Source organism: Kaistia sp. MMO-174 (genome assembly GCF_037147815.1).
GTDB lineage: Bacteria > Pseudomonadota > Alphaproteobacteria > Rhizobiales > Kaistiaceae > Kaistia > Kaistia nematophila.
Window position 1 is genome coordinate 444,843 of the sequence record NZ_JBBCUO010000007.1, and the last position, 17,190, is coordinate 462,032.

Annotated in this window: 16 protein-coding genes; 9 read left to right on the forward strand and 7 right to left on the reverse strand. The window is 66.1% G+C overall.

Annotation, left to right across the window (positions count from 1 at the left end):
* Positions 1 to 81 precede the first annotated feature (81 nt).
* From WFK98_RS25535 to WFK98_RS25550, 4 genes are read left to right on the forward strand one after another with little or no spacing between them, the layout of a single operon-like run.
* Positions 82 to 954 carry a carbohydrate ABC transporter permease gene (locus WFK98_RS25535; protein WP_336802277.1) on the forward strand — a complete coding sequence of 291 codons (873 nt, stop codon included), beginning with the start codon at positions 82 to 84 and terminating at the stop codon, positions 952 to 954.
* 18 nt (positions 955 to 972) lie between these two features.
* Positions 973 to 1,803: a carbohydrate ABC transporter permease gene (locus tag WFK98_RS25540; protein WP_266336989.1), complete on the forward strand. Its 831-nt coding sequence runs from the start codon at positions 973 to 975 to the stop codon at positions 1,801 to 1,803.
* A 21-nt stretch (positions 1,804 to 1,824) separates the two neighbouring features.
* Positions 1,825 to 2,829 (forward strand): ABC transporter ATP-binding protein, encoded by a 1,005-nt coding sequence (locus tag WFK98_RS25545; RefSeq protein WP_336802278.1) that lies wholly within the window; start codon positions 1,825 to 1,827, stop codon positions 2,827 to 2,829.
* A gap of 39 nt (positions 2,830 to 2,868) precedes the next feature.
* Positions 2,869 to 3,645: an SDR family NAD(P)-dependent oxidoreductase gene (locus WFK98_RS25550; RefSeq protein WP_336802279.1), complete on the forward strand. Its 777-nt coding sequence runs from the start codon at positions 2,869 to 2,871 to the stop codon at positions 3,643 to 3,645.
* Here WFK98_RS25550 and WFK98_RS25555 read toward each other — a convergent pair whose 3' ends face one another.
* From WFK98_RS25555 to WFK98_RS25565, 3 genes are all read right to left on the reverse strand, one after another.
* The gene (locus tag WFK98_RS25555) at positions 3,646 to 5,085 is read right to left on the reverse strand and encodes a UdgX family uracil-DNA binding protein (RefSeq protein ID WP_336802280.1); all 1,440 of its coding nucleotides are present in this window, start codon (positions 5,083 to 5,085) and stop codon (positions 3,646 to 3,648) included. It lies immediately after the preceding gene.
* A gap of 2 nt (positions 5,086 to 5,087) precedes the next feature.
* A complete protein-coding gene (locus WFK98_RS25560) occupies positions 5,088 to 6,308 on the reverse strand; it encodes a putative DNA modification/repair radical SAM protein (protein ID WP_336802281.1) in 1,221 nt (406 codons plus the stop codon).
* Between the two features lie 87 nt (positions 6,309 to 6,395).
* Positions 6,396 to 7,427 carry a LacI family DNA-binding transcriptional regulator gene (locus WFK98_RS25565; protein ID WP_336802282.1) on the reverse strand — a complete coding sequence of 344 codons (1,032 nt, stop codon included), beginning with the start codon at positions 7,425 to 7,427 and terminating at the stop codon, positions 6,396 to 6,398.
* A gap of 235 nt (positions 7,428 to 7,662) precedes the next feature.
* Between WFK98_RS25565 and WFK98_RS25570 the strand changes: the two genes are divergently transcribed.
* The 5 genes from WFK98_RS25570 (at position 7,663) to WFK98_RS25590 (ending at position 12,864) form a co-directional block, all read left to right on the forward strand.
* The gene (locus tag WFK98_RS25570) at positions 7,663 to 8,685 is read left to right on the forward strand and encodes a Gfo/Idh/MocA family protein (protein WP_336802283.1); all 1,023 of its coding nucleotides are present in this window, start codon (positions 7,663 to 7,665) and stop codon (positions 8,683 to 8,685) included.
* Positions 8,686 to 8,780: 95 nt separating this feature from the next.
* Positions 8,781 to 9,650: a sugar phosphate isomerase/epimerase family protein gene (locus WFK98_RS25575; protein WP_420909595.1), complete on the forward strand. Its 870-nt coding sequence runs from the start codon at positions 8,781 to 8,783 to the stop codon at positions 9,648 to 9,650.
* Between the two features lie 119 nt (positions 9,651 to 9,769).
* Positions 9,770 to 10,993: an ABC transporter substrate-binding protein gene (locus WFK98_RS25580; protein WP_266336981.1), complete on the forward strand. Its 1,224-nt coding sequence runs from the start codon at positions 9,770 to 9,772 to the stop codon at positions 10,991 to 10,993.
* A gap of 143 nt (positions 10,994 to 11,136) precedes the next feature.
* Complete coding sequence (locus WFK98_RS25585; protein ID WP_336802284.1) at positions 11,137 to 12,039, forward strand: carbohydrate ABC transporter permease; 903 nt, start codon at positions 11,137 to 11,139, stop codon at positions 12,037 to 12,039.
* A gap of 12 nt (positions 12,040 to 12,051) precedes the next feature.
* Positions 12,052 to 12,864, forward strand: a complete 813-nt coding sequence (locus tag WFK98_RS25590; RefSeq protein ID WP_266336979.1) for a carbohydrate ABC transporter permease — start codon at positions 12,052 to 12,054, stop codon at positions 12,862 to 12,864.
* Positions 12,865 to 13,095: 231 nt separating this feature from the next.
* On the opposite strand, the gene WFK98_RS25595 is transcribed toward WFK98_RS25590, so the two are convergent.
* Genes WFK98_RS25595 through WFK98_RS25610 form a run of 4 tightly spaced genes read right to left on the reverse strand, consistent with a single transcriptional unit; the run spans position 13,096 to position 17,188 of the window.
* Positions 13,096 to 14,301, reverse strand: coding sequence for a CaiB/BaiF CoA transferase family protein (locus WFK98_RS25595; protein WP_336802285.1), 1,206 nt, complete (start codon positions 14,299 to 14,301; stop codon positions 13,096 to 13,098).
* Between the two features lie 52 nt (positions 14,302 to 14,353).
* Positions 14,354 to 15,265 (reverse strand): SMP-30/gluconolactonase/LRE family protein, encoded by a 912-nt coding sequence (locus tag WFK98_RS25600; protein ID WP_336802286.1) that lies wholly within the window; start codon positions 15,263 to 15,265, stop codon positions 14,354 to 14,356.
* Entirely contained in the window at positions 15,265 to 16,380 is a 1,116-nt protein-coding gene (locus WFK98_RS25605) for a hypothetical protein (RefSeq protein ID WP_336802287.1), read from the reverse strand. Before WFK98_RS25605 ends, WFK98_RS25600 begins: the two co-directional genes overlap by 1 nt.
* 31 nt (positions 16,381 to 16,411) lie before the next feature.
* The gene (locus WFK98_RS25610; RefSeq protein WP_266336975.1) at positions 16,412 to 17,188 is read right to left on the reverse strand and encodes an SDR family NAD(P)-dependent oxidoreductase; all 777 of its coding nucleotides are present in this window, start codon (positions 17,186 to 17,188) and stop codon (positions 16,412 to 16,414) included.
* Positions 17,189 to 17,190: the final 2 nt, after the last annotated feature.

Here is a 17,190-nt window from a genome sequence, read left to right on the forward strand (position 1 = left end):
CGGGCCTCCCAAGGACTGCCACCCGACCTCGGCCGGGTGGACCTTTTTAGGGCAGATCGAAACGGATCAAGGGCGAAGGCCGTGGCCACGAAGCAGTCGACTACTCTCGGACGCATCCTCTCGGCGCCGTCGATCATCCTGCTGTTCCTCTGGATGATCGTGCCGCTGGCGATGACGATCTGGTTCTCGCTCCTGCGCTACAACCTGCTCGACCCCGGCCAGGAAAGCTTCATCGGCCTGCTGAACTACCAGTATTTCCTCACCGACCCCGCCTTCTTCACGGCGCTCTTCAACACGCTGATCCTGGTCGGTTCGGTGCTCGTCATCACGGTGGTCGGCGGCGTGCTGCTGGCGCTTCTGATGGACCAGCCGATCCTCGGCCGCGGCATCGTCCGCCTGATGGTGATCGCGCCGTTCTTCGTCATGCCGACCGTGTCGGCGCTGGTCTGGAAGAACCTGCTGATGCATCCCGTCTCCGGGCTGTTCGCCTGGATCGCGACGCTGATCGGCGTGCAGCCGATCGACTGGTTCACCAATGTGCCGCTGTTCTCGATCATCCTGATCGTCGCCTGGCAATGGCTGCCCTTCGCCACGCTGATCCTTCTGACGGCGCTGCAGTCGATGGACGAGGAGCAGAAGGAGGCGGCCGAGATGGACGGCACGCCGGCGCTGTCCTTCTTCATCTACATGACGCTGCCGCATCTCGCCCGCGCCATCACCGTCGTCATCCTGATCGAGACGATCTTCCTGCTCTCGGTCTTCGCCGAGATCTTCGTCACAACCGGCGGCGGACCCGGCCTGCAGACAACCAACATCGCCTTCCTCGTCTATGCGCAGGCGCTGCTGCAATACGACGTCGGCGGCGCCTCGGCCGGCGGCATCGTTGCCGTCGTCCTCGCCAACATTGTCGCCATCTTCCTGGTCCGCCTCATCGGCAAGAACCTCGACGCCTAAGCATCGGAACGCTCGATCATGGCCAGACGCATCACGACGACCCGCAGGATCACCGCCACGGCTGGCGGCTGGCTCGCCGGCTTCATCATCTTCTTCCCGATTCTCTGGATGGTGCTGACCAGCTTCAAGACCGAGCTCGACGCCTTCTCGACGCCACCGCAATTCCTGTTCTTCCACTGGACGACCGAGAACTACGGCATCGTCCAGCATCGCAGCGACTACATCCATCACGCGATGAACTCGATCATCCTGGCGCTCGGCTCGACCGCGCTCGGGCTCCTGATCGGCATTCCCGCCGCCTGGGCGATGGCCTTCGCGCCGACCAAGCGGACGCGCAGCACGCTGCTCTGGATGCTCTCGACCAAGATGATGCCGCCGGTCGGCGTGCTGGTGCCGATCTACCTGATCTATCGCGACACCGGCCTGCTCGACACGCATGGCGGCCTGATCTTCATCGAGTTCATGGCCAACCTGCCGATCATCGTCTGGATGCTCTACACCTATTTCAAGGAGATCCCGAAGGACATCCTCGAGGCGGCGCGCATGGACGGCGCCACCATCGGCAAGGAGCTCCTCTACGTGCTGACGCCGATGGCGATCCCCGGCATCGCCTCGACCGTGCTGCTCAACATCATCCTCGCCTGGAACGAGGCGTTCTGGACGCTGAACCTGACCACCGTCAACGCGGCGCCGCTGACCGTGTTCATCGCCTCCTATTCGAGCCCGGAAGGGCTGTTCTGGGCCAAGCTCTCCGCCGCCTCCACGCTCGCCATCGCGCCGATCATGGTGCTCGGCTGGTTCAGCCAGAAGCAGCTGGTGCGCGGTCTCACCTTCGGCGCCGTCAAGTAATCCGGTCACGGGAACAACACCATGGGCAAGATCGAACTGGTTGGCGTCGAGAAGACCTTCGGCAGCGTCAACGTCATCAAGGATGTCGACCTGACCGTCGAGGACGGTGAGTTCGTCGTCTTCGTCGGCCCGTCCGGCTGCGGCAAGTCCACCCTGCTGCGGCTGATCGCCGGGCTCGAGGACGTCACGCGCGGCATCATCCGCATCGACGGCCTCAACGTCGTCGACCTGCCGCCGGCGAAGCGCGGCCTGTCCATGGTGTTCCAGTCCTACGCGCTCTACCCGCATATGAGCGTGCGCAGCAATATCGGCTTCGGGCTGAAGATGGCCGGGATGCCGAAGGCCGAGATCGCGCAGAAGGTCGAGGCGGCGGCGGCGGTGCTCAACCTCACCCCCTATCTCGACCGCCGGCCGGGCCAGCTTTCCGGCGGCCAGCGCCAGCGCGTCGCCATCGGCCGCGCCATCGTGCGCGAACCGAAGGCGTTCCTGTTCGACGAGCCGCTCTCGAATTTGGATGCGGCATTGCGTGTAAACATGCGGCTGGAGATCGCCCGGCTGCAGAACTCGCTCGGCACCACGGCGATCTACGTGACGCACGACCAGATCGAGGCGATGACGCTCGCCGACAAGATCGTCGTCCTGAACGCCGGCCAGATCGAGCAGGTCGGCTCGCCGCTCGAACTCTACGAGCATCCGCACAACCTGTTCGTCGCCGGCTTCATCGGCTCGCCGAAAATGAACTTCGTCACCGGCGCGGCGGCGGAAAAGCGCGGCGCGACGACAATCGGCATCCGGCCGGAGCATGTCGCGACCTCGCAGACATCGGGCGAGTGGGACGGCGTCGTCAGCGTCGCCGAGCATGTCGGCAGCGACACCTTCCTCTACGTGACGGTGCCGGAGATCGGCGACATCACCGTGCGGGCGGTCGGCGAACTGGCGCTGAAGCCGGGCGAACGCGTTTTTCTCACACCGGATTCGACGCATATCCACCGGTTCGACCGTGACGGCAAGGTGATCGTTCAGTAGCTTGACGTCGCCCCACGGCGAATTCTCAGGAGGAAAAGAATGTATTTCGAAAAGCTTCGGCTCGACGGCAAGGTCGCGCTCGTGACGGGCGGCGGCCAGTCGATCGGCCTGGCTACCGTCGAGGCGCTGGCCGAAGCCGGCGCCAAGGTGATCATCGCCGACCGGGACGAGGCGGTCGCCAAGGCCGGCCAGGCCACCCTGAAAGCCAAGGGCCATGACGTGGACGTGGTGGTGATGGACGTGACCGACTCGGCCCGCGTCAACCAGGTCGCCGACGAGGTCGTCGCCAGGTACGGCAGGATCGACATCCTCGTCAACAATGCCGGCATCGCCCGCAGCATGGTGCCGGCCGAGACGGTCGCCGACGAACTCTGGCTGAACGTCATCGACGTCAACCTGAACGGCACCTACTGGTGCTGCCGTGCCTTCGGCAACCACATGCTGAAAGCCGGCCGCGGTTCGATCGTCAATATCGGCTCGATGTCCGGCCTGATCGTCAACAAGCCGCAGGAGCAGGCGTCCTACAACGCCTCGAAGGCGGCCGTGCACCACCTGACCAAGTCGCTGGCGGCCGAATGGGGCTCGCGCGGCGTGCGCGTCAACGCCGTGGCGCCGACCTATATCAACACGCCGCTGGCCGCCAACGTCCTCAAGGAAAACCCGCAGATGGCGGAAGCCTGGCTCGGCGGCACGCCGATGGGCCGCATGGGCGAGACCGACGAGATCGCCTCGGTCGTGCATTTCCTCGCCAGCGACGCGGCCAGCCTGATGACCGGCTCGATCGTCTCGGCCGACGGCGGCTATACCTGCTGGTAGTCAGGCCGATTGCGCCAACGCGGCCACCCGCTTGAGATCGTCCAGAAAGCGCGCGTACTCGCGCGCTTTTTCGTTTTGGTCGGGCAGGCGCAGCAGGAAGGACGGATGGATCGTCGCCAGCAGCGTCGCGCCGTTCCGGGTCGTCAGTAACTGCTCGCGCGCCGAGGCCAGCGTCATCGTCTTTCCGGTCAGGCTCCGCACCGCCGTCAGCCCGAGCGCGACGACCAGGCGCGGCCTGAGGATCGCCAGTTCCTGCGCCAGCCAGTCATGGCAGGCGACGATGTCAGCGACATCAGGCTTCTGGTGCAGCCGGCGCTTGCCGCGCGGCACGAATTTGAAGTGCTTCACCGCATTGGTGACATAGACGCGCGTCCGGTCGATGCCGGCCTCCCGCAGCGCGGCGTCGAAGACCTGTCCGGCCGGCCCGACGAAGGGGCGCCCGGCGAGATCCTCCTGATCGCCCGGCTGCTCACCGACAAACACGATCCCGGCGTCCTCAGGCCCCTCGCCAAAGACGGTCTGCGTCGCCGACGCCCAGAGCGGGCAACGCCGGCAGCCCGCCGCCTCGTCGCGCAGCGCCTCAATCGAGCCGGCAGCCGCCGGCGCTTCGGCCGGTGAAGCGGGCGCGGGCCGCTGCGGTCTCGGATTTTCTGGTGTCGCGGCTGACTGAACCATCTCGGCGCTCCTTCGCTCCGCCTGGTCGATCAGCGGTTTAATGAGCGAGGCCTCGGGCAGGTTGCGCCAGTATTTCCGCGGCATCTCCGACATCATCGCCTGCACCTTCAGCCGGGCGGGATTGAAGATCGCCGCGTAGTAACGCCGCCAGAGATCCTCCAGCGCGTCCTCGCCGGGAGCGGCCGAGCGATCGACGCCCTCCGAAAAGCGCAGGACCTCGCCGTCCCAATGCACGCTGCGCTCCGGCGTCAGGATCGACCAGCGCATCGAGGCGAAGCGGCGGACGAAGAAGGGCGCCGCCGCCTCAACGATGTGATGTTCCGGCTCGAACCAGGCGATGAAGCATTCGCCCGCCTCGGTCTCGACGGCGCGGAAGCGGACGAAGGCATGCATCTTGTGAATGTCGCGCCGCACCGCCCTGGCGAGGCTATTGAGACGGACATTGAGCGGATCGACGCTGTCCTCGAGCGCGTCGTGATCAGTCCTTATCCGGCAAAGCATCTTGTAGAGCAGCGCGAAACGTTCGGGATCCGCATGCAGGATCGCGGTTTCGGCGAGATCGAGAAATCCGCGCGGCACCGCGAAGGCCGGCCCTTCCGGCGGCGCTGCCGTGGGTTCTGAAGACACCGCGCCAAAGAGATCGACGCTTTCGCCGGCCACGCTCCAGACCACCTCGGCCGGATCGACGCCCTGCCGCGCCAGCCGCCGCGCGGCATCACGCCAGCCCTCGAAATCGGTCGGTCCTGCAAGCGCGATCCGGTGCATGGCTAGAACGGCAGTTGCATCTGCACCGGTTTCGGCCGCAGCAAGGCGGGCAGGTGTTCCGAATCGAGCAGGCCGGACGGCTTGTGGTCGCCGAGCACGACGAAGGGCATCAGCTTGGCGAGCGGCAGGCGCCGCCGGGCGAGGTCGTCGCTGCGCAGCGTGCGATGGCGGCGGGCGGAGATGAGCCGTTCCACCGTCTTGGCGCCGAGCCCCGGCACGCGCAATAGCTCCTCGCGGCCGGCGCGGTTGAGATCGACGGGAAAGCGGTCGCGATGGGCGAGCGCCCAGGCGAGCTTCGGGTCGATATCGAGGTCGAGCATGCCACCCTGGCCGCCGATCTCCGACACCTCGAAGCCGTAGAAGCGCAGCAGCCAGTCGGCCTGGTAGAGCCGATGCTCGCGCATCAGGGGCGGAGCGGCCGGCGGCAGCTTGCGGCTCGCATCGGGGATCGGGCTGAAGGCGGAGTAATAGACCCGCTTCAGCCTGTAGGAGCCATAGAGATTGGCGGAGAGATCGAGGATCGAGCGGTCGGTCGATGCGTCGGCGCCGACGATCATCTGCGTGCTCTGGCCGGCCGGCGCGAAGCGGCGCGCATGCTTCAGGTGCTGTTCCGATTTCGCCTCGTCGAGCTTCAGCCGCAGCCGTCCCATGGTGCGGCGGATCGAGGGAACGCTCTTTTCCGGCGCCAGTGCCGCCAGCCCCTGCTCGGTCGGCAGCTCGACATTGATCGACAGCCGATCGGCATAGAGCCCCGCCTCGGTGATCAGCGCCTCGCTCGCCTCGGGAATCGTCTTCAGGTGGATGTAGCCCTGGAAGCCGTGCTCGACCCGCAGCGACCGCGCCACCGCCACCACCTGCTCCATCGTGTAGTCGGGATTGCGGATGATGCCGGAGGAGAGGAACAGGCCTTCGATATAGTTGCGGCGGTAGAAATCGAGCGTCAGCTTGACGATTTCCGCGATGGTGAAGCGGGCGCGCGGCACGTTGGACGAGGCGCGGTTGACGCAATAGAGGCAATCGAAATTGCAGGCATTGGTCAGGAGCACCTTCAGGAGCGAGATGCAGCGACCGTCCGGCGCATAGGAATGGCAGATGCCCATGCCCTCGGTCGAGCCGATGCCCTTGCCGGCGGCCGCGTGCCTGGTATCGGTGCCGCTCGAGGCGCAGGACGCGTCATACTTCGCCGCATCCGCCAGAATCCCGAGCTTTTCCAGCAATTCCATCGCCGCCACCTCTCATATGTTCATGATATGTTCTAGGGTGACAACCCGTTGACGGCAAGGGGGCCGCCGATCGCGGGAGGGAGGGTGTCAGGTCCGCAGCGGCGGGTCGCTCTCTCCCGGCACCAGCTCCATCGGCCAGATCTTCTGCGTGACGCCCTGCGGATAATGGTCGCGATAGGCGGGCATGGTGGCGAGCAGCGATTGCGCCAGCTCGACGCCGACGTCGTGCAGCGACAGCCGGTAGCAGGTCAGCGCCGGCGACAGGAAGCGCGACTGCGGGCTCTGGCGCAGCCCGATGATCGCCATGTCGCGGCCCGGCGTGAGGCCGGCATCGAGCAGGCGGCGATAGAAGCCCATCGCCAGGCTCTCATTGACCAGCACGACGGCCGTCGGCGGCTCCGGCAACGCCAGCAGCCGGTCGCAGACCCGGTAGCCGCCGAGCTCGGTGATCTCGCCGCGGATGACGATGTCGGGATCGTAGGCGATGCCGTGCGCGGCGAGCGCGGCGCGGTAGGCCTCCTCGAAGACGAAGCTCAGATTGATGCCGCGCTCGGTGTTGGCGAGCGCGATGCGGCGATGGCCGCCGGCGACGAGCCGGGCGACCGATTGCGCCGCGATGCCCTCGAAATCCATGTCGATCCAGGAATGCTCGCCGCCCGACAGGCTGCGGCCGAGCGTGACGAAGGGAATGCCGCGATCGATCAGATAATCGATGCGCGGATCCTGGCGCTGGGTCGCCGAGAGGATCAGGCCGTCGGCGAACTGGCGCGAGACGACGCGGCGGACATGGTCGAACGGGTCGTCCTCGGAAGCACAGGGCAGCACGACGAGGTCGAGCTTGTGGCGGGCGAAGACCATCTGCACGCCGTCGAAGACGCTCATGAAGAAGGTGTCGCCCTGCGTCCTGGTCTCGACATTGGTCTCGATGGTGAAGCCGATGACGTTGGTGGTTCCCTGACGCAGGCTGCGGCCGGACTGGTTGGCGACATAACCCATCGCGTCGGCGGCGGCGAGCACCCGCTTGCGTGTCTCCGGATTGACGTCGGCGCGGCCGTTCAGGGCGCGCGAAACCGTGCCGATCGAGATGTTCAGCTGCTGCGCCAGTTCCTTGATGCTCAACGGAGCGCCTCCTCCCTCGCCCGGTCGATCCGCTCGCGCGGAACGCCTTGCGTACATCATTTTAGCCGGCGCGTGCACCCGGTCGATCAACATCGACCGCGGGTTGCCACGATTGCCGCGCTTGACAAGCGTACCTCAATTTGGTGTCATCGTAAACGTTTACGGCCTTATTGCATCGCACCGTAAACGTTTGCGGTGCAATGATCGAGGAACTGGCCGTGGGAGGAATACCGGAATGCAACGTGCCGTACTGATCGGTTGCGGAGCGATGAGCCGTGCCTGGCTCGCCGCTGCGAAGACCATCGACAACCTCCAGATCGTCGGCCTCGCCGACATCAATCCCGACGCGGCCCGTGCCCGCGCGGCCGAGTTCGAGCTCGGCGACATCGTCATCGCCACCAACATCGAGGACCTGATCGCCGAGGCCAAGCCGGATGTCGTCTTCGACGTCGTCATCCCCGGCGCCCGCCATCACATCGTCTCGACGGCGCTCGCCGCCGGCTGCCATGTCCTCTCCGAAAAGCCGATGGCCGAGACGCTCGACCAAGCGCGCGACCTGATCGCCCGCGCCAGGGCCGCCGGCAAGCTGCATGTCGTCGTGCAGAACCGCCGCTATCTCGAAGGCGTGCGCCGCATCCGCAACGCCATCGAGGCCGGCGCGATCGGCGACGTCACCTCGATCCATTGCGATTTCTTCCTCGCGCCGCATTTCGGCGGCTTCCGCGAGACGATGGACCACGTGCTGCTGCTCGACATGGCGATCCACACCTTCGACGCCGCCCGCTTCATGTCGGCCAACGTGCCGGAAGCCGTCTATTGCCGCGAATGGAACCCGAAGAACTCCTGGTACAAGCAGGGCTCCTCGGCCGCGGCGATCTTCGAGTTCGGCGACGGCGTCATCTTCAACTACCGCGGCAGCTGGTGCGCCGACGGGCTGATGACCAGCTGGGAATCGGCCTGGCGCATCGTCGGCACCCGCGGAACGCTCGTCTGGGACGGGCATCAGGACATTCGTGCCGAGGTCGCCGGCCAGGCGATCGACGGCCTGTTTTCCGAGGTGGCCGCCAGCGAGATTCCTCCACTCGCAGAGTCCGACCGGACCGGCGGCCACCTTGGGGTCATGCAGGATTTCATCGCCGCGACGCGCGGCGGGCCGGAGCCGGAGACGGTCGGCCACCAGAACATCAACAGTCTCGCCATGGTGTTCGGCGCCATCGAAAGCGCCGAAACCGGACGCCGCGTCGAAATCACGATCTGAACCTTGCTGGCCCGCGCCCCCCGCGACGCACGGCCTAAACGCTCCAGGGAATTGATGCCTTGACCAATCCGCTTCTCGACATCCGCATCGGTACGATGATCAAGGGGAACCTCCCCGATCCGGCCGCCTACGTCAGGCAGATCCTGCCGCTCGGCTTCGAGTCGATCGAGCCGTTCTTCTGGCAGACCATCGGCGGCAAGGACATTCCGAAGCTCGCCGCCGAGCTGAAGGAAGCGATCGGCGACGCCGACGTGAAGATCGACACGCTCGGCATGTTCGGCAATCCGCTCGAGACCACCGACATCGACCAGCAGACGCTGGAAGGCTGGAAGACGCTGATCGACAACGCGCACCTGTTCGGCGCCAAGACGATCGCCGGCTTCACCGGCCGCATCCGCGGCAAGTCGATCGAGGAGAGCCTGCCGCGCTACAAGCAGGTCTGGAGCGAGCTGGCCAAGCGCGCCGCCGACAAGGGCGTCCGCCTCGCCTTCGAGAACTGCGCCATGGACGGCAACTGGGCGACCGGCGACTGGAACATCGCGCACAATCCCGACGCATGGGAACTGATCTTCAACGAGACGCCGGACGACAATATCGGCCTCGAGTGGGAGCCGTGCCATCAGATGGTCTATCTGATCGACCCGATCCCGCAGATCCGCAAATGGGCGCCGAAGATTTTCCACGTCCACGGCAAGGACGCGACCATCCGCTGGGACGTCATCCGCGAGAGCGGCGTGTTCGGCAAGCATCCCTTCGTGCAGATGCGCTCGCCGGGCTTCGGCGACAGCGACTGGACCCGTGTCATCAGCGAGCTGCGCCTCGCCGGCTACAAGGGCTGCATCGACATCGAAGGCTGGCACGACCCGGTCTACCGCAACGAGCTCGAGATCACTGGCCAGGTCAAGTCGCTGAACTATCTGAAGGAAGCCCGCGGCGGCCTTTCCTTCATCGCCAATCCGGCCTGATCCCTCAGCGGCCGGACACTCCCAACCCCGCCGGCACGCCGGCGGGAACTGCCCCGGGGCCCTGCCCCGCCACGCAGGAGGAGCGTGGGTTCGAGACATCGCCACCAAGGAGGAAACCGATGGCGAATATTGCGAAGAAGATCCTGTTGAGCGCGGCGGGCATGATGGCCCTGACCGCTGCCGCTGCGGCGGAGCCGGTCGAGCTGAACGTCTGGACGATCGATCGCCAGGCGGACCCGGGCTACGTCTACGTGATGGCGGACGAGTTCCAGAAGCTGCATCCCGACATCAAGATCAACATCAAGCGCGTCGAATTCGCCGACTGGGCGAACGACATGATGCGCGCCGTCGCGACGGGCACGACCCCCGACATCGGCTATGTCGACAATCCGAACATGCAGTTCCTGTCGTCGAAGGGCGCGCTGCTCGACATCACGCCGTACCTCGCCGACTCGAAGATCGTCGACACCTCGAAGATCTATCCCGGCCCGCTCTCGACCATCACCTGGGATGGCAAGATCTACGGCCTGCCGCGCGGCTCCAACACCCTCGCGCTCTACTACAACGCCGACATGTTCAAGGCCGCCGGCCTCGATCCGGACAAGCCGCCGCAGACCTGGCAGGAGCTCTACGAGACCGCCAAGAAGCTGACCGACCCGGCGAAGAACGTCTACGGCCTCGCCTTCTCGGCGAACGGCAACGAAGAGGGCACGTTCCAGTTCCTGCCCTGGGCCCAGTCGGCCGGCGCGGACTATGACCACATCGACGCCGACGGCGCGGTGAAGGCGCTCGAGCTCTGGCAGAAGATCATCGACGAGAAGATCGCCTCGCCGGACACGCTGATCCGCGGCCAGTACGATTCGATGGCCACCTTCAACGCGCAGAACGCCGCCATGGGCATTTCCGGTCCGTGGGAGCTGCCGCGCATGTCGAAGGACGCCAAGTTCGACTTCCGCGTCGCCAAGCTGCCGGTCTGGAACGTCGGCGACAAGCCGGCCTCCGCGCTCGGCGAGGGCAACAACGCCATCTTCGCCAAGACCAAGCACCCGAAGGAAGCCTTCCTCTTCCTCGAGTACCTCTACTCGCAGATGCCGCGCGTCTGGAACGAGTTCGGCTTCGTCCCGTCCTATCCGGTCGAGGTGAAGGACCCGAAGTGGCCGGCCGCCTACGCGATCTTCGTCGAATCGATGCAGAACGCCCGCGCCCGCGGCCCCTCGCCTGACTGGGCCAAGATCTCGACGCCGATCTCGACCGCGATCCAGCAGGCGCTGACGCACAAGACCGACGCCAAGACGGCCCTCACCGAGGCCCAGGCGAAGATCGACGCCGTCATCAAGAAGTAATCGAGCTGATACCGGGCCGGAGAGGCGGGACCATGTCCCGCGCCTCCGGCCCGTTTCCTCCTGCGCCCGCGATCCGCCCTTTTCCTGCGGAGGCCGGTGCTCCCCCGCGTTTCACCATAGTTCGTCCTTTTGGGAGCAAGCCGATGTCAGCTCTTTTGCGCAGCGTTCGCGACGGTCGAGGCTTCGACGGCGTGCTGGCCCTTCTGGCGCTGGCCTATCTGCTGGTCTTCTCGGCCTTCCCGCTGGTCTACAACATCGCGATGTCGTTCCAGGAGGTGGACATGTTCAGTCTCGCCTCGCTGATCCGCCCCTTTGTCGGCCTCGCCAACTACGACACGCTGTTCTCCAATCCCGATTTCTGGCCGATCATGTGGAACACCGCGGTCTTCGTGGGTCTCTGCATCATCTTCCAGCTCGCCATCGGCTTCGGCCTGGCGCTGTTCTTCCAGCAGGATTTCATCGGCGCGACCTATCTGCGCGGCCTTTTCCTCGCCGCCTGGATCATCCCGGCGCTCGTCGCCGGCGCGGTGTGGAAGTGGATCTTCGCCGGCGATTTCGGCGTGCTGAACTACCTCCTTATGTCGTCGGGCCTGATCAACGAAAAGATCTTCTGGCTGTCGACCCCGGCGCTGTCGCTCTATTCGGTCGTCCTCGCCAACATCTGGCTCGGCATTCCGTTCAACATGATCCTGCTCTCGGTCGGCCTCGCCGGCATCCCGAAGGACATGTATGAGGCGGCGGCGCTCGACGGCGCGGGCGCATGGAAGCGGTTCTTCTACATGACGCTGCCGATGATGCGCTCGACCATCGGCGCCGTTCTGTCGCTCGGCATCATCTTCACGCTGCAGCAATTCGATTTGTTCGCCTCGCTGACCCAGGGCGGCCCGGCCAATTCGTCGAACGTCGCGCAGTACTGGTCGTGGCAGCTTTCGTTCCAGAACTACGACATCGCCACCGGCAGCGCCGTCTCGGTGCTGATGCTCGGCTTCGTCATCGTCGTCGCCTTCCTGTATGTGCGCTCGACGCGCCAAGAGCATCAGGCCTGAGGAGAGAGACCCATGAAACGCTACGTCCTCCTCGCCATCGCGCTCTGCTTCCTGGCGATCTACCTGTTCCCGCTCTACTGGATGTATCTGACCGCCTTCAAGCCGTCGTCGGAGACCTTCACCTTCCCGCCCAGCTTCTGGCCGAGCGACCCGCAGTTCAACTTCGCCAAGGTGTTCGTCGAGAAGAAGATGGACACCTATCTGTGGAACTCGCTGCTGATCGCGACGGGAACCACGGCGCTGGCCGCCTTCTTCGGCACGGGCTGCGCCTATGCGCTCGCCCGCGTCCGCAATGTCTGGATGGACATCGTCCTGTTCCTCATCCTGATGATGCAGGTGCTGCCGCCGTCGCTGATGGCGACGCCGATCTTCGTGCTGTTCAACCAGATCGGCCTGATCGCGACGCCGCGCTTCGCGGTCGTGCTGGCCCAGACTGCCAAGGTGCTGCCGCTCTACATCGTGCTCTGCCGCACCTCGTTCATGCAGATCCCGAAGGAGCTCGAGGAAGCCGCCCGCGTCGACGGCGCATCGCGCATCACCGCCTTCTTCCGCATCATCGTGCCGCTCGCCCGCAACGGCATCCTCGTCACCTCGGTGCTAATCTTCCTGCAGTCCTTCGGCGAGTATGTCTATTCGCGCACGATGATCTCGCAGGAGGAGCTGCAGACCGCCACCGTCGGCCTGATGAACTTCATGGGCCCGAATACGACGGACTGGAACGGCATCATGACCTATGCCGTGATCTACGTGACGCCGATCGTGGTCATCTTCATGCTGCTGCAGCGCAAGATCGTCAGCGGCCTCACCGCCGGCGCGCTGAAGTAAGGTCACCCAAACAAAGAGGCCCCGCTCGGGTTCTGAGCGGGGCCTTTTTTTGTTTGGCTCGGCGATGGGGCTGAAAACCACAGCCTCACCTCTCCCATGAGGGAGAGGTCGGAGCGAAGCTCCGGGTGAGGGGTTCAGGCTTGGCCGGAGAGATCGCATCCCCTCACCCGCCGGCCTGCGGCCGTCGACCTCTCCCGCTGGGAGAGGTGAGAACGGTCCCCTGACCGCCCCCTATTTCGCCTCGGCGACCGAACCCTTCGCGACCCAGCCATCGACCGTCGCCGTATCAAATCCGAACTCGCCGAGGATCTCGCGCGAGTGCTCGCCGATGCGCGGCGCCGGGCGCTCGATTTCGGCCGGCGTCTTCGACATCTTCACCGCCGGCGCCACCACCTTCACCGTGCCGGCGGTCGGGTGCTCGTAGCTCGTGATCGCGCCGATATGCTTGACCTGCGGGTCCTGCTCGGCCTGCAGATGCGTCTTCACCTCGCCGCACCAGATGTCGACGGCGAGCAGCGCCTGCATCAGCTCCGCTGTCGTCCAGCCCTTGGTCAGCGCCGCGAGCTTGCCCCAGATCTCGTCGCGCTTGTCGAACAGGTCCTTCGGGTTGTCGTAGACGAGCAGGCTGTCGTCGCCGAGCACGCCAACGAAGCGCTTGAACGGGCTCATCGCCACCGTCACCCAGCCGTCCAGGGTCGGATAGACGCCGAAGGGCGCATCCATGCCGGGATGGCCGATGCCGGATTTCGGGCGTACGAAGTCCTGCTGGAAGTTCATCGCCATCAGCATTTCCTGGCCCTGATGGGCGAGCATAGCCGACAGCAGATCGACCTTGATCTCCTGCCCCTCGCCGGAGCGCTCGCGCCAGTAGAGCGCGGAAAGAATGCCATAGACCATGTTCATGGCGCCAACCTGGTCGGAGAAGCCGGAGCCGACGGGAACCGGCGGGCCGTCGCCACGGCCGGTCGCCGCCGCGATGCCGGTCAGGCCCTGGATCAGCATGTCCTGGCCGGGACGCGCGAGATACGGGCCGCTGTCGCCATAGCCGGAGCCCGAGCAATAGATGATGCGCGGGTTGACCTTGGCGAAATCGGCATAGCCGAAGCCGAGCCGCTCCAGCACGCCGGGGCGGAAATTCTGCACCACGACATCGGCCGTCTCGGCGATCTTGTAGAGGATCTCCTTCGCTTCCGGCGCCTTCAGGTCCAGCGCCAGCGACCGCTTGTTGCGGTTCCAGGCGAGGAAGTTCGGGCTCTCCGTGCCGCCGACCCAGCGATTGTTGAAGGTCAACGTGCGGAACAGGTCGCCCTGCCCCGGCCGCTCGACCTTGATGACGTTCGCGCCCATGTCGGCGAGCAGCTGGGTGGCGAAGGGGCCCTGCAGGAGATGGCTGAGATCCAGGACGGTAACGTCCTGCAGAGCCTTGGCGGCGGTCATGGTCGGTTCCTCACACTCGTCGTTTGGCCGCCCGCCCGGCGGACGGCCAGGGTTAGTCGGTCGCGATCGCCGAGCGGCGCCAGAGCGGCGTGCCGGACGTGTCCGTTTCGATCTTCGTGACGTGCCAGCGGCCGAGATTGGCCGTGAACATCCGCGCGCCGTCGAAGGCGATATTGGTCGGATGGGCGAGGACGTGCGCGGTCGCGTCCTCGACATAGACCTCGGCCGCGCCGCCACCCGGCGCGACGCGCAGCACGCGCGACGGCTCGTAGCAGCTGACGAACAGCGCGCCGCGATCATCGAAGGCGAGCCCGTCCGGGAGGCCGGGCAGATCATCCGACCAGGTCATCGCCGCACCGGCCGACCCGTCCGCCGCGATGACGATGCGGGTGACGCGGCGCGCGAACGTCTCGCACAGGAACAGCGCGTCGCCCTCGGGCGAGAGCGCCATGCCGTTGGCATGGTCGAACGGCCCGCCATGCCAGACGGCGCCCACGCCGCTGTCGAGATCATAGGACCAGATCGACGGCCCCGGATCGCTCGGCGCGCGCGTGTCCGAAACATAGAGCCGGCCGCGCGCCCGATCGACCACGGCATAGTTCGGAACCTGGATGCCGGGCGCCGTAAATCGCTTCAGCGAACGGTCGGCGAGATCCAGACGGAACACCGCGCTATGCCGGGAATCGCAGGCGAACAGGGCCCGGTCGCCGTCAAAGGCGAGGCCGAGCAGGAAGCCGCCCGTCGAGGCGACCTCCTCGATGGCGGACCCGTCCGGCGCGATGCGGAGAATCTGGCCGTTCTCGCTGCCGACCCAGATCCAGCCATCCGGCCCGACCGCGATCCCTTCGGGATGCTGCAGGCGGGGGCTGGAAAAGATCCCGTCGAACAGCACGCTGGCGCGGTCGGCCGGCAGGACTGTCGCCCCGCCGGTCGAGAAGGCGTGCTGGATGGCTGCCGCCGACATCAGGCGCCCCGCGCCAGGAATTGGGCGTCATAGGGCACCGTCGCCTTGCCGCCGGCATCGTCGGTCAGCACCAGTTCGGCTGCCCCCGCCACGACCGAGGCGACCCGGCTCCAGCCGGCGGGCAGCGCCACGCCACCGATGACGTTGCGGACCTCCACCTCGCCGGCCGAGTCGAGCGTCAGCGCCGTCGGGATGCCCTCTTCCGTCCACGGATTGGGGCTGATCGACGCCTTGTGGCCATGGCCGGCATAGGTGCGGCCTTCCTCGAGGCCGAGCACGCCGACATGGCGACCGTTCCACGGCGCATAGTCGCGGCCGCCATTCGAGAACCACATCATGGTGATCGGATAGTCGGCCGGGTTCTTCAGCGTCAGGAAGATATCGCGCTTGTCCGGGCGGATGGCGGCGGCCCAGCCGAGCGGATTGTTCGGATCCTCGATCAGCGACAGGAAGTCCTCGTGCTTCGAGCCGAACGGATAGGCGGTCAGGTCCGCCGTGCCGCCATCGGCGCGCGGCGCCTTGGCGAGGTCGGTGAAGCGCGCGGGATAGGCGAGCAGCGAGCGGCCCTTGGCCGGATCGGGCTCGATCGCGGTCGCCGGCGTGGTGGCGAAGAGCTTGGGCGAGAAGGACAGCCGGCCGCCGCCGTCGAAGCGGGTCATGCCGTGATTGGCGACGGGAATCGCGCCCTCGCCGCCGATGAAGACATGGCGCTGATAGAGGAAGGGATGGCCGTCGCGAACGGTGAATTCCTTGATCAGCCGCGCGCCCAGCACACGCTTGTCGAGCTCGTAGCGCGCGACCTGGCCACCCTCGGGATGCGCCTCGACGCCGAGCAGCGTCCAGCGCGAATTGCCCGGCCAGCCATGCGGCGGCGCCGGCTCGACATCGCTGGCGGAGAACGGCGCGCAGAAGAAGTCGCCGGAAAGGAAGCGGAGATTGGCGTCGAGGCTCTCGTCCTCGTAGATCGCCTTGTCGTCGACCCAGGGAGCCGTGTGCAGCGGCTCGATCGTCCGACCGTCCTGCTCGGTCGCGAAGACGCGGACATGGCCGCCACGCAGGTCGAGCGTCGCCTTGACGCCCCTGGCCTCGATCGTATGGAAATCGCTTGGGTTCATTCCGCTTCCTTCCCGTGATGATTGCCGCGCGTCATTCGCCCCGGACGACGAGGCCGCCATCGACGCGCAGGATTTCTCCCGTGATGAAGGAAGCCCGATCGCTAGCCAGGAACAAGACCGCTTCGCCAACTTCCGGCGCTTCTCCAAAACGGCCGAGCGGGTGGGCGTTGTTCCAGCTGGCGATCAGCCCCTGCGGATCGGGATGGGTGGCGAAGATCTTCTCGTTCAACGGCGTCATGATCGTGCCGGGCGCCACCGCGTTGACGCGGATGCCGTGCGGGGCGAGGTCGATCGCCGCCTGCTGGGTCAGCGCGTTGATGCCGCCCTTCGCCGCCGCATAGGCCGCCCAGCCCTTGAAGCCGGCGAGCGATTGCACCGACGACATGTTGACGACGGCGCCCTTGCCGCGCTTGCGCATCTCGGGGACGCAGACGCGCATGCCGCGCCAGACGCTGGAGAGATTGGTCGTGATGACCGTGTTCCAGCTGTCCTCGTCGATCTCGTCGACGACGCCGCCGATCGCCCGCGCCGCGTTGTTGACGAGGATGTCGATGCCGCCGAAGGCCTTCACCGCCGCCGCCGCCATCGCCTGCATGTCGGCCATATCAGAGACGTCGGTGCGCACGAAGATCGCCTCGGCGCCGGTGCCGCGTAGGCCCGCCGCCGTCGCGGCGCCCGCTTCCTCGTCGATGTCGGCCACCACCACAGCAGCCCCTTCCCGCGCGAGGGCCTCGGCGGAGGCGCGGCCGATGCCCATGGCCGCGCCGGTGACGACGGCAACCCGTCCGGAGAGTTCGCTTCCACGCATCG

What these genes read in the sequence shown, in the direction of transcription:
- WFK98_RS25545 (WP_336802278.1), top strand. Translation starts at nt 1,825, where the DNA reads ATGGGCAAGATCGAACTGGTTGGCGTCGAGAAGACCTTCGGCAGCGTC.
- WFK98_RS25595 (WP_336802285.1), bottom strand. Translation starts at nt 14,301, where the DNA reads ATGACCGCCGCCAAGGCTCTGCAGGACGTTACCGTCCTGGATCTCAGC.
- WFK98_RS25600 (WP_336802286.1), bottom strand. Translation starts at nt 15,265, where the DNA reads ATGTCGGCGGCAGCCATCCAGCACGCCTTCTCGACCGGCGGGGCGACA.
- WFK98_RS25560 (WP_336802281.1), bottom strand. Translation starts at nt 6,308, where the DNA reads ATGGAATTGCTGGAAAAGCTCGGGATTCTGGCGGATGCGGCGAAGTAT.
- WFK98_RS25590 (WP_266336979.1), top strand. Translation starts at nt 12,052, where the DNA reads ATGAAACGCTACGTCCTCCTCGCCATCGCGCTCTGCTTCCTGGCGATC.
- WFK98_RS25550 (WP_336802279.1), top strand. Translation starts at nt 2,869, where the DNA reads ATGTATTTCGAAAAGCTTCGGCTCGACGGCAAGGTCGCGCTCGTGACG.
- WFK98_RS25605 (WP_336802287.1), bottom strand. Translation starts at nt 16,380, where the DNA reads ATGAACCCAAGCGATTTCCATACGATCGAGGCCAGGGGCGTCAAGGCG.
- WFK98_RS25575 (WP_420909595.1), top strand. Translation starts at nt 8,781, where the DNA reads ATGATCAAGGGGAACCTCCCCGATCCGGCCGCCTACGTCAGGCAGATC.
- WFK98_RS25580 (WP_266336981.1), top strand. Translation starts at nt 9,770, where the DNA reads ATGGCGAATATTGCGAAGAAGATCCTGTTGAGCGCGGCGGGCATGATG.
- WFK98_RS25610 (WP_266336975.1), bottom strand. Translation starts at nt 17,188, where the DNA reads ATGCGTGGAAGCGAACTCTCCGGACGGGTTGCCGTCGTCACCGGCGCG.
- WFK98_RS25585 (WP_336802284.1), top strand. Translation starts at nt 11,137, where the DNA reads ATGTCAGCTCTTTTGCGCAGCGTTCGCGACGGTCGAGGCTTCGACGGC.
- WFK98_RS25555 (WP_336802280.1), bottom strand. Translation starts at nt 5,085, where the DNA reads ATGCACCGGATCGCGCTTGCAGGACCGACCGATTTCGAGGGCTGGCGT.
- WFK98_RS25570 (WP_336802283.1), top strand. Translation starts at nt 7,663, where the DNA reads ATGCAACGTGCCGTACTGATCGGTTGCGGAGCGATGAGCCGTGCCTGG.
- WFK98_RS25540 (WP_266336989.1), top strand. Translation starts at nt 973, where the DNA reads ATGGCCAGACGCATCACGACGACCCGCAGGATCACCGCCACGGCTGGC.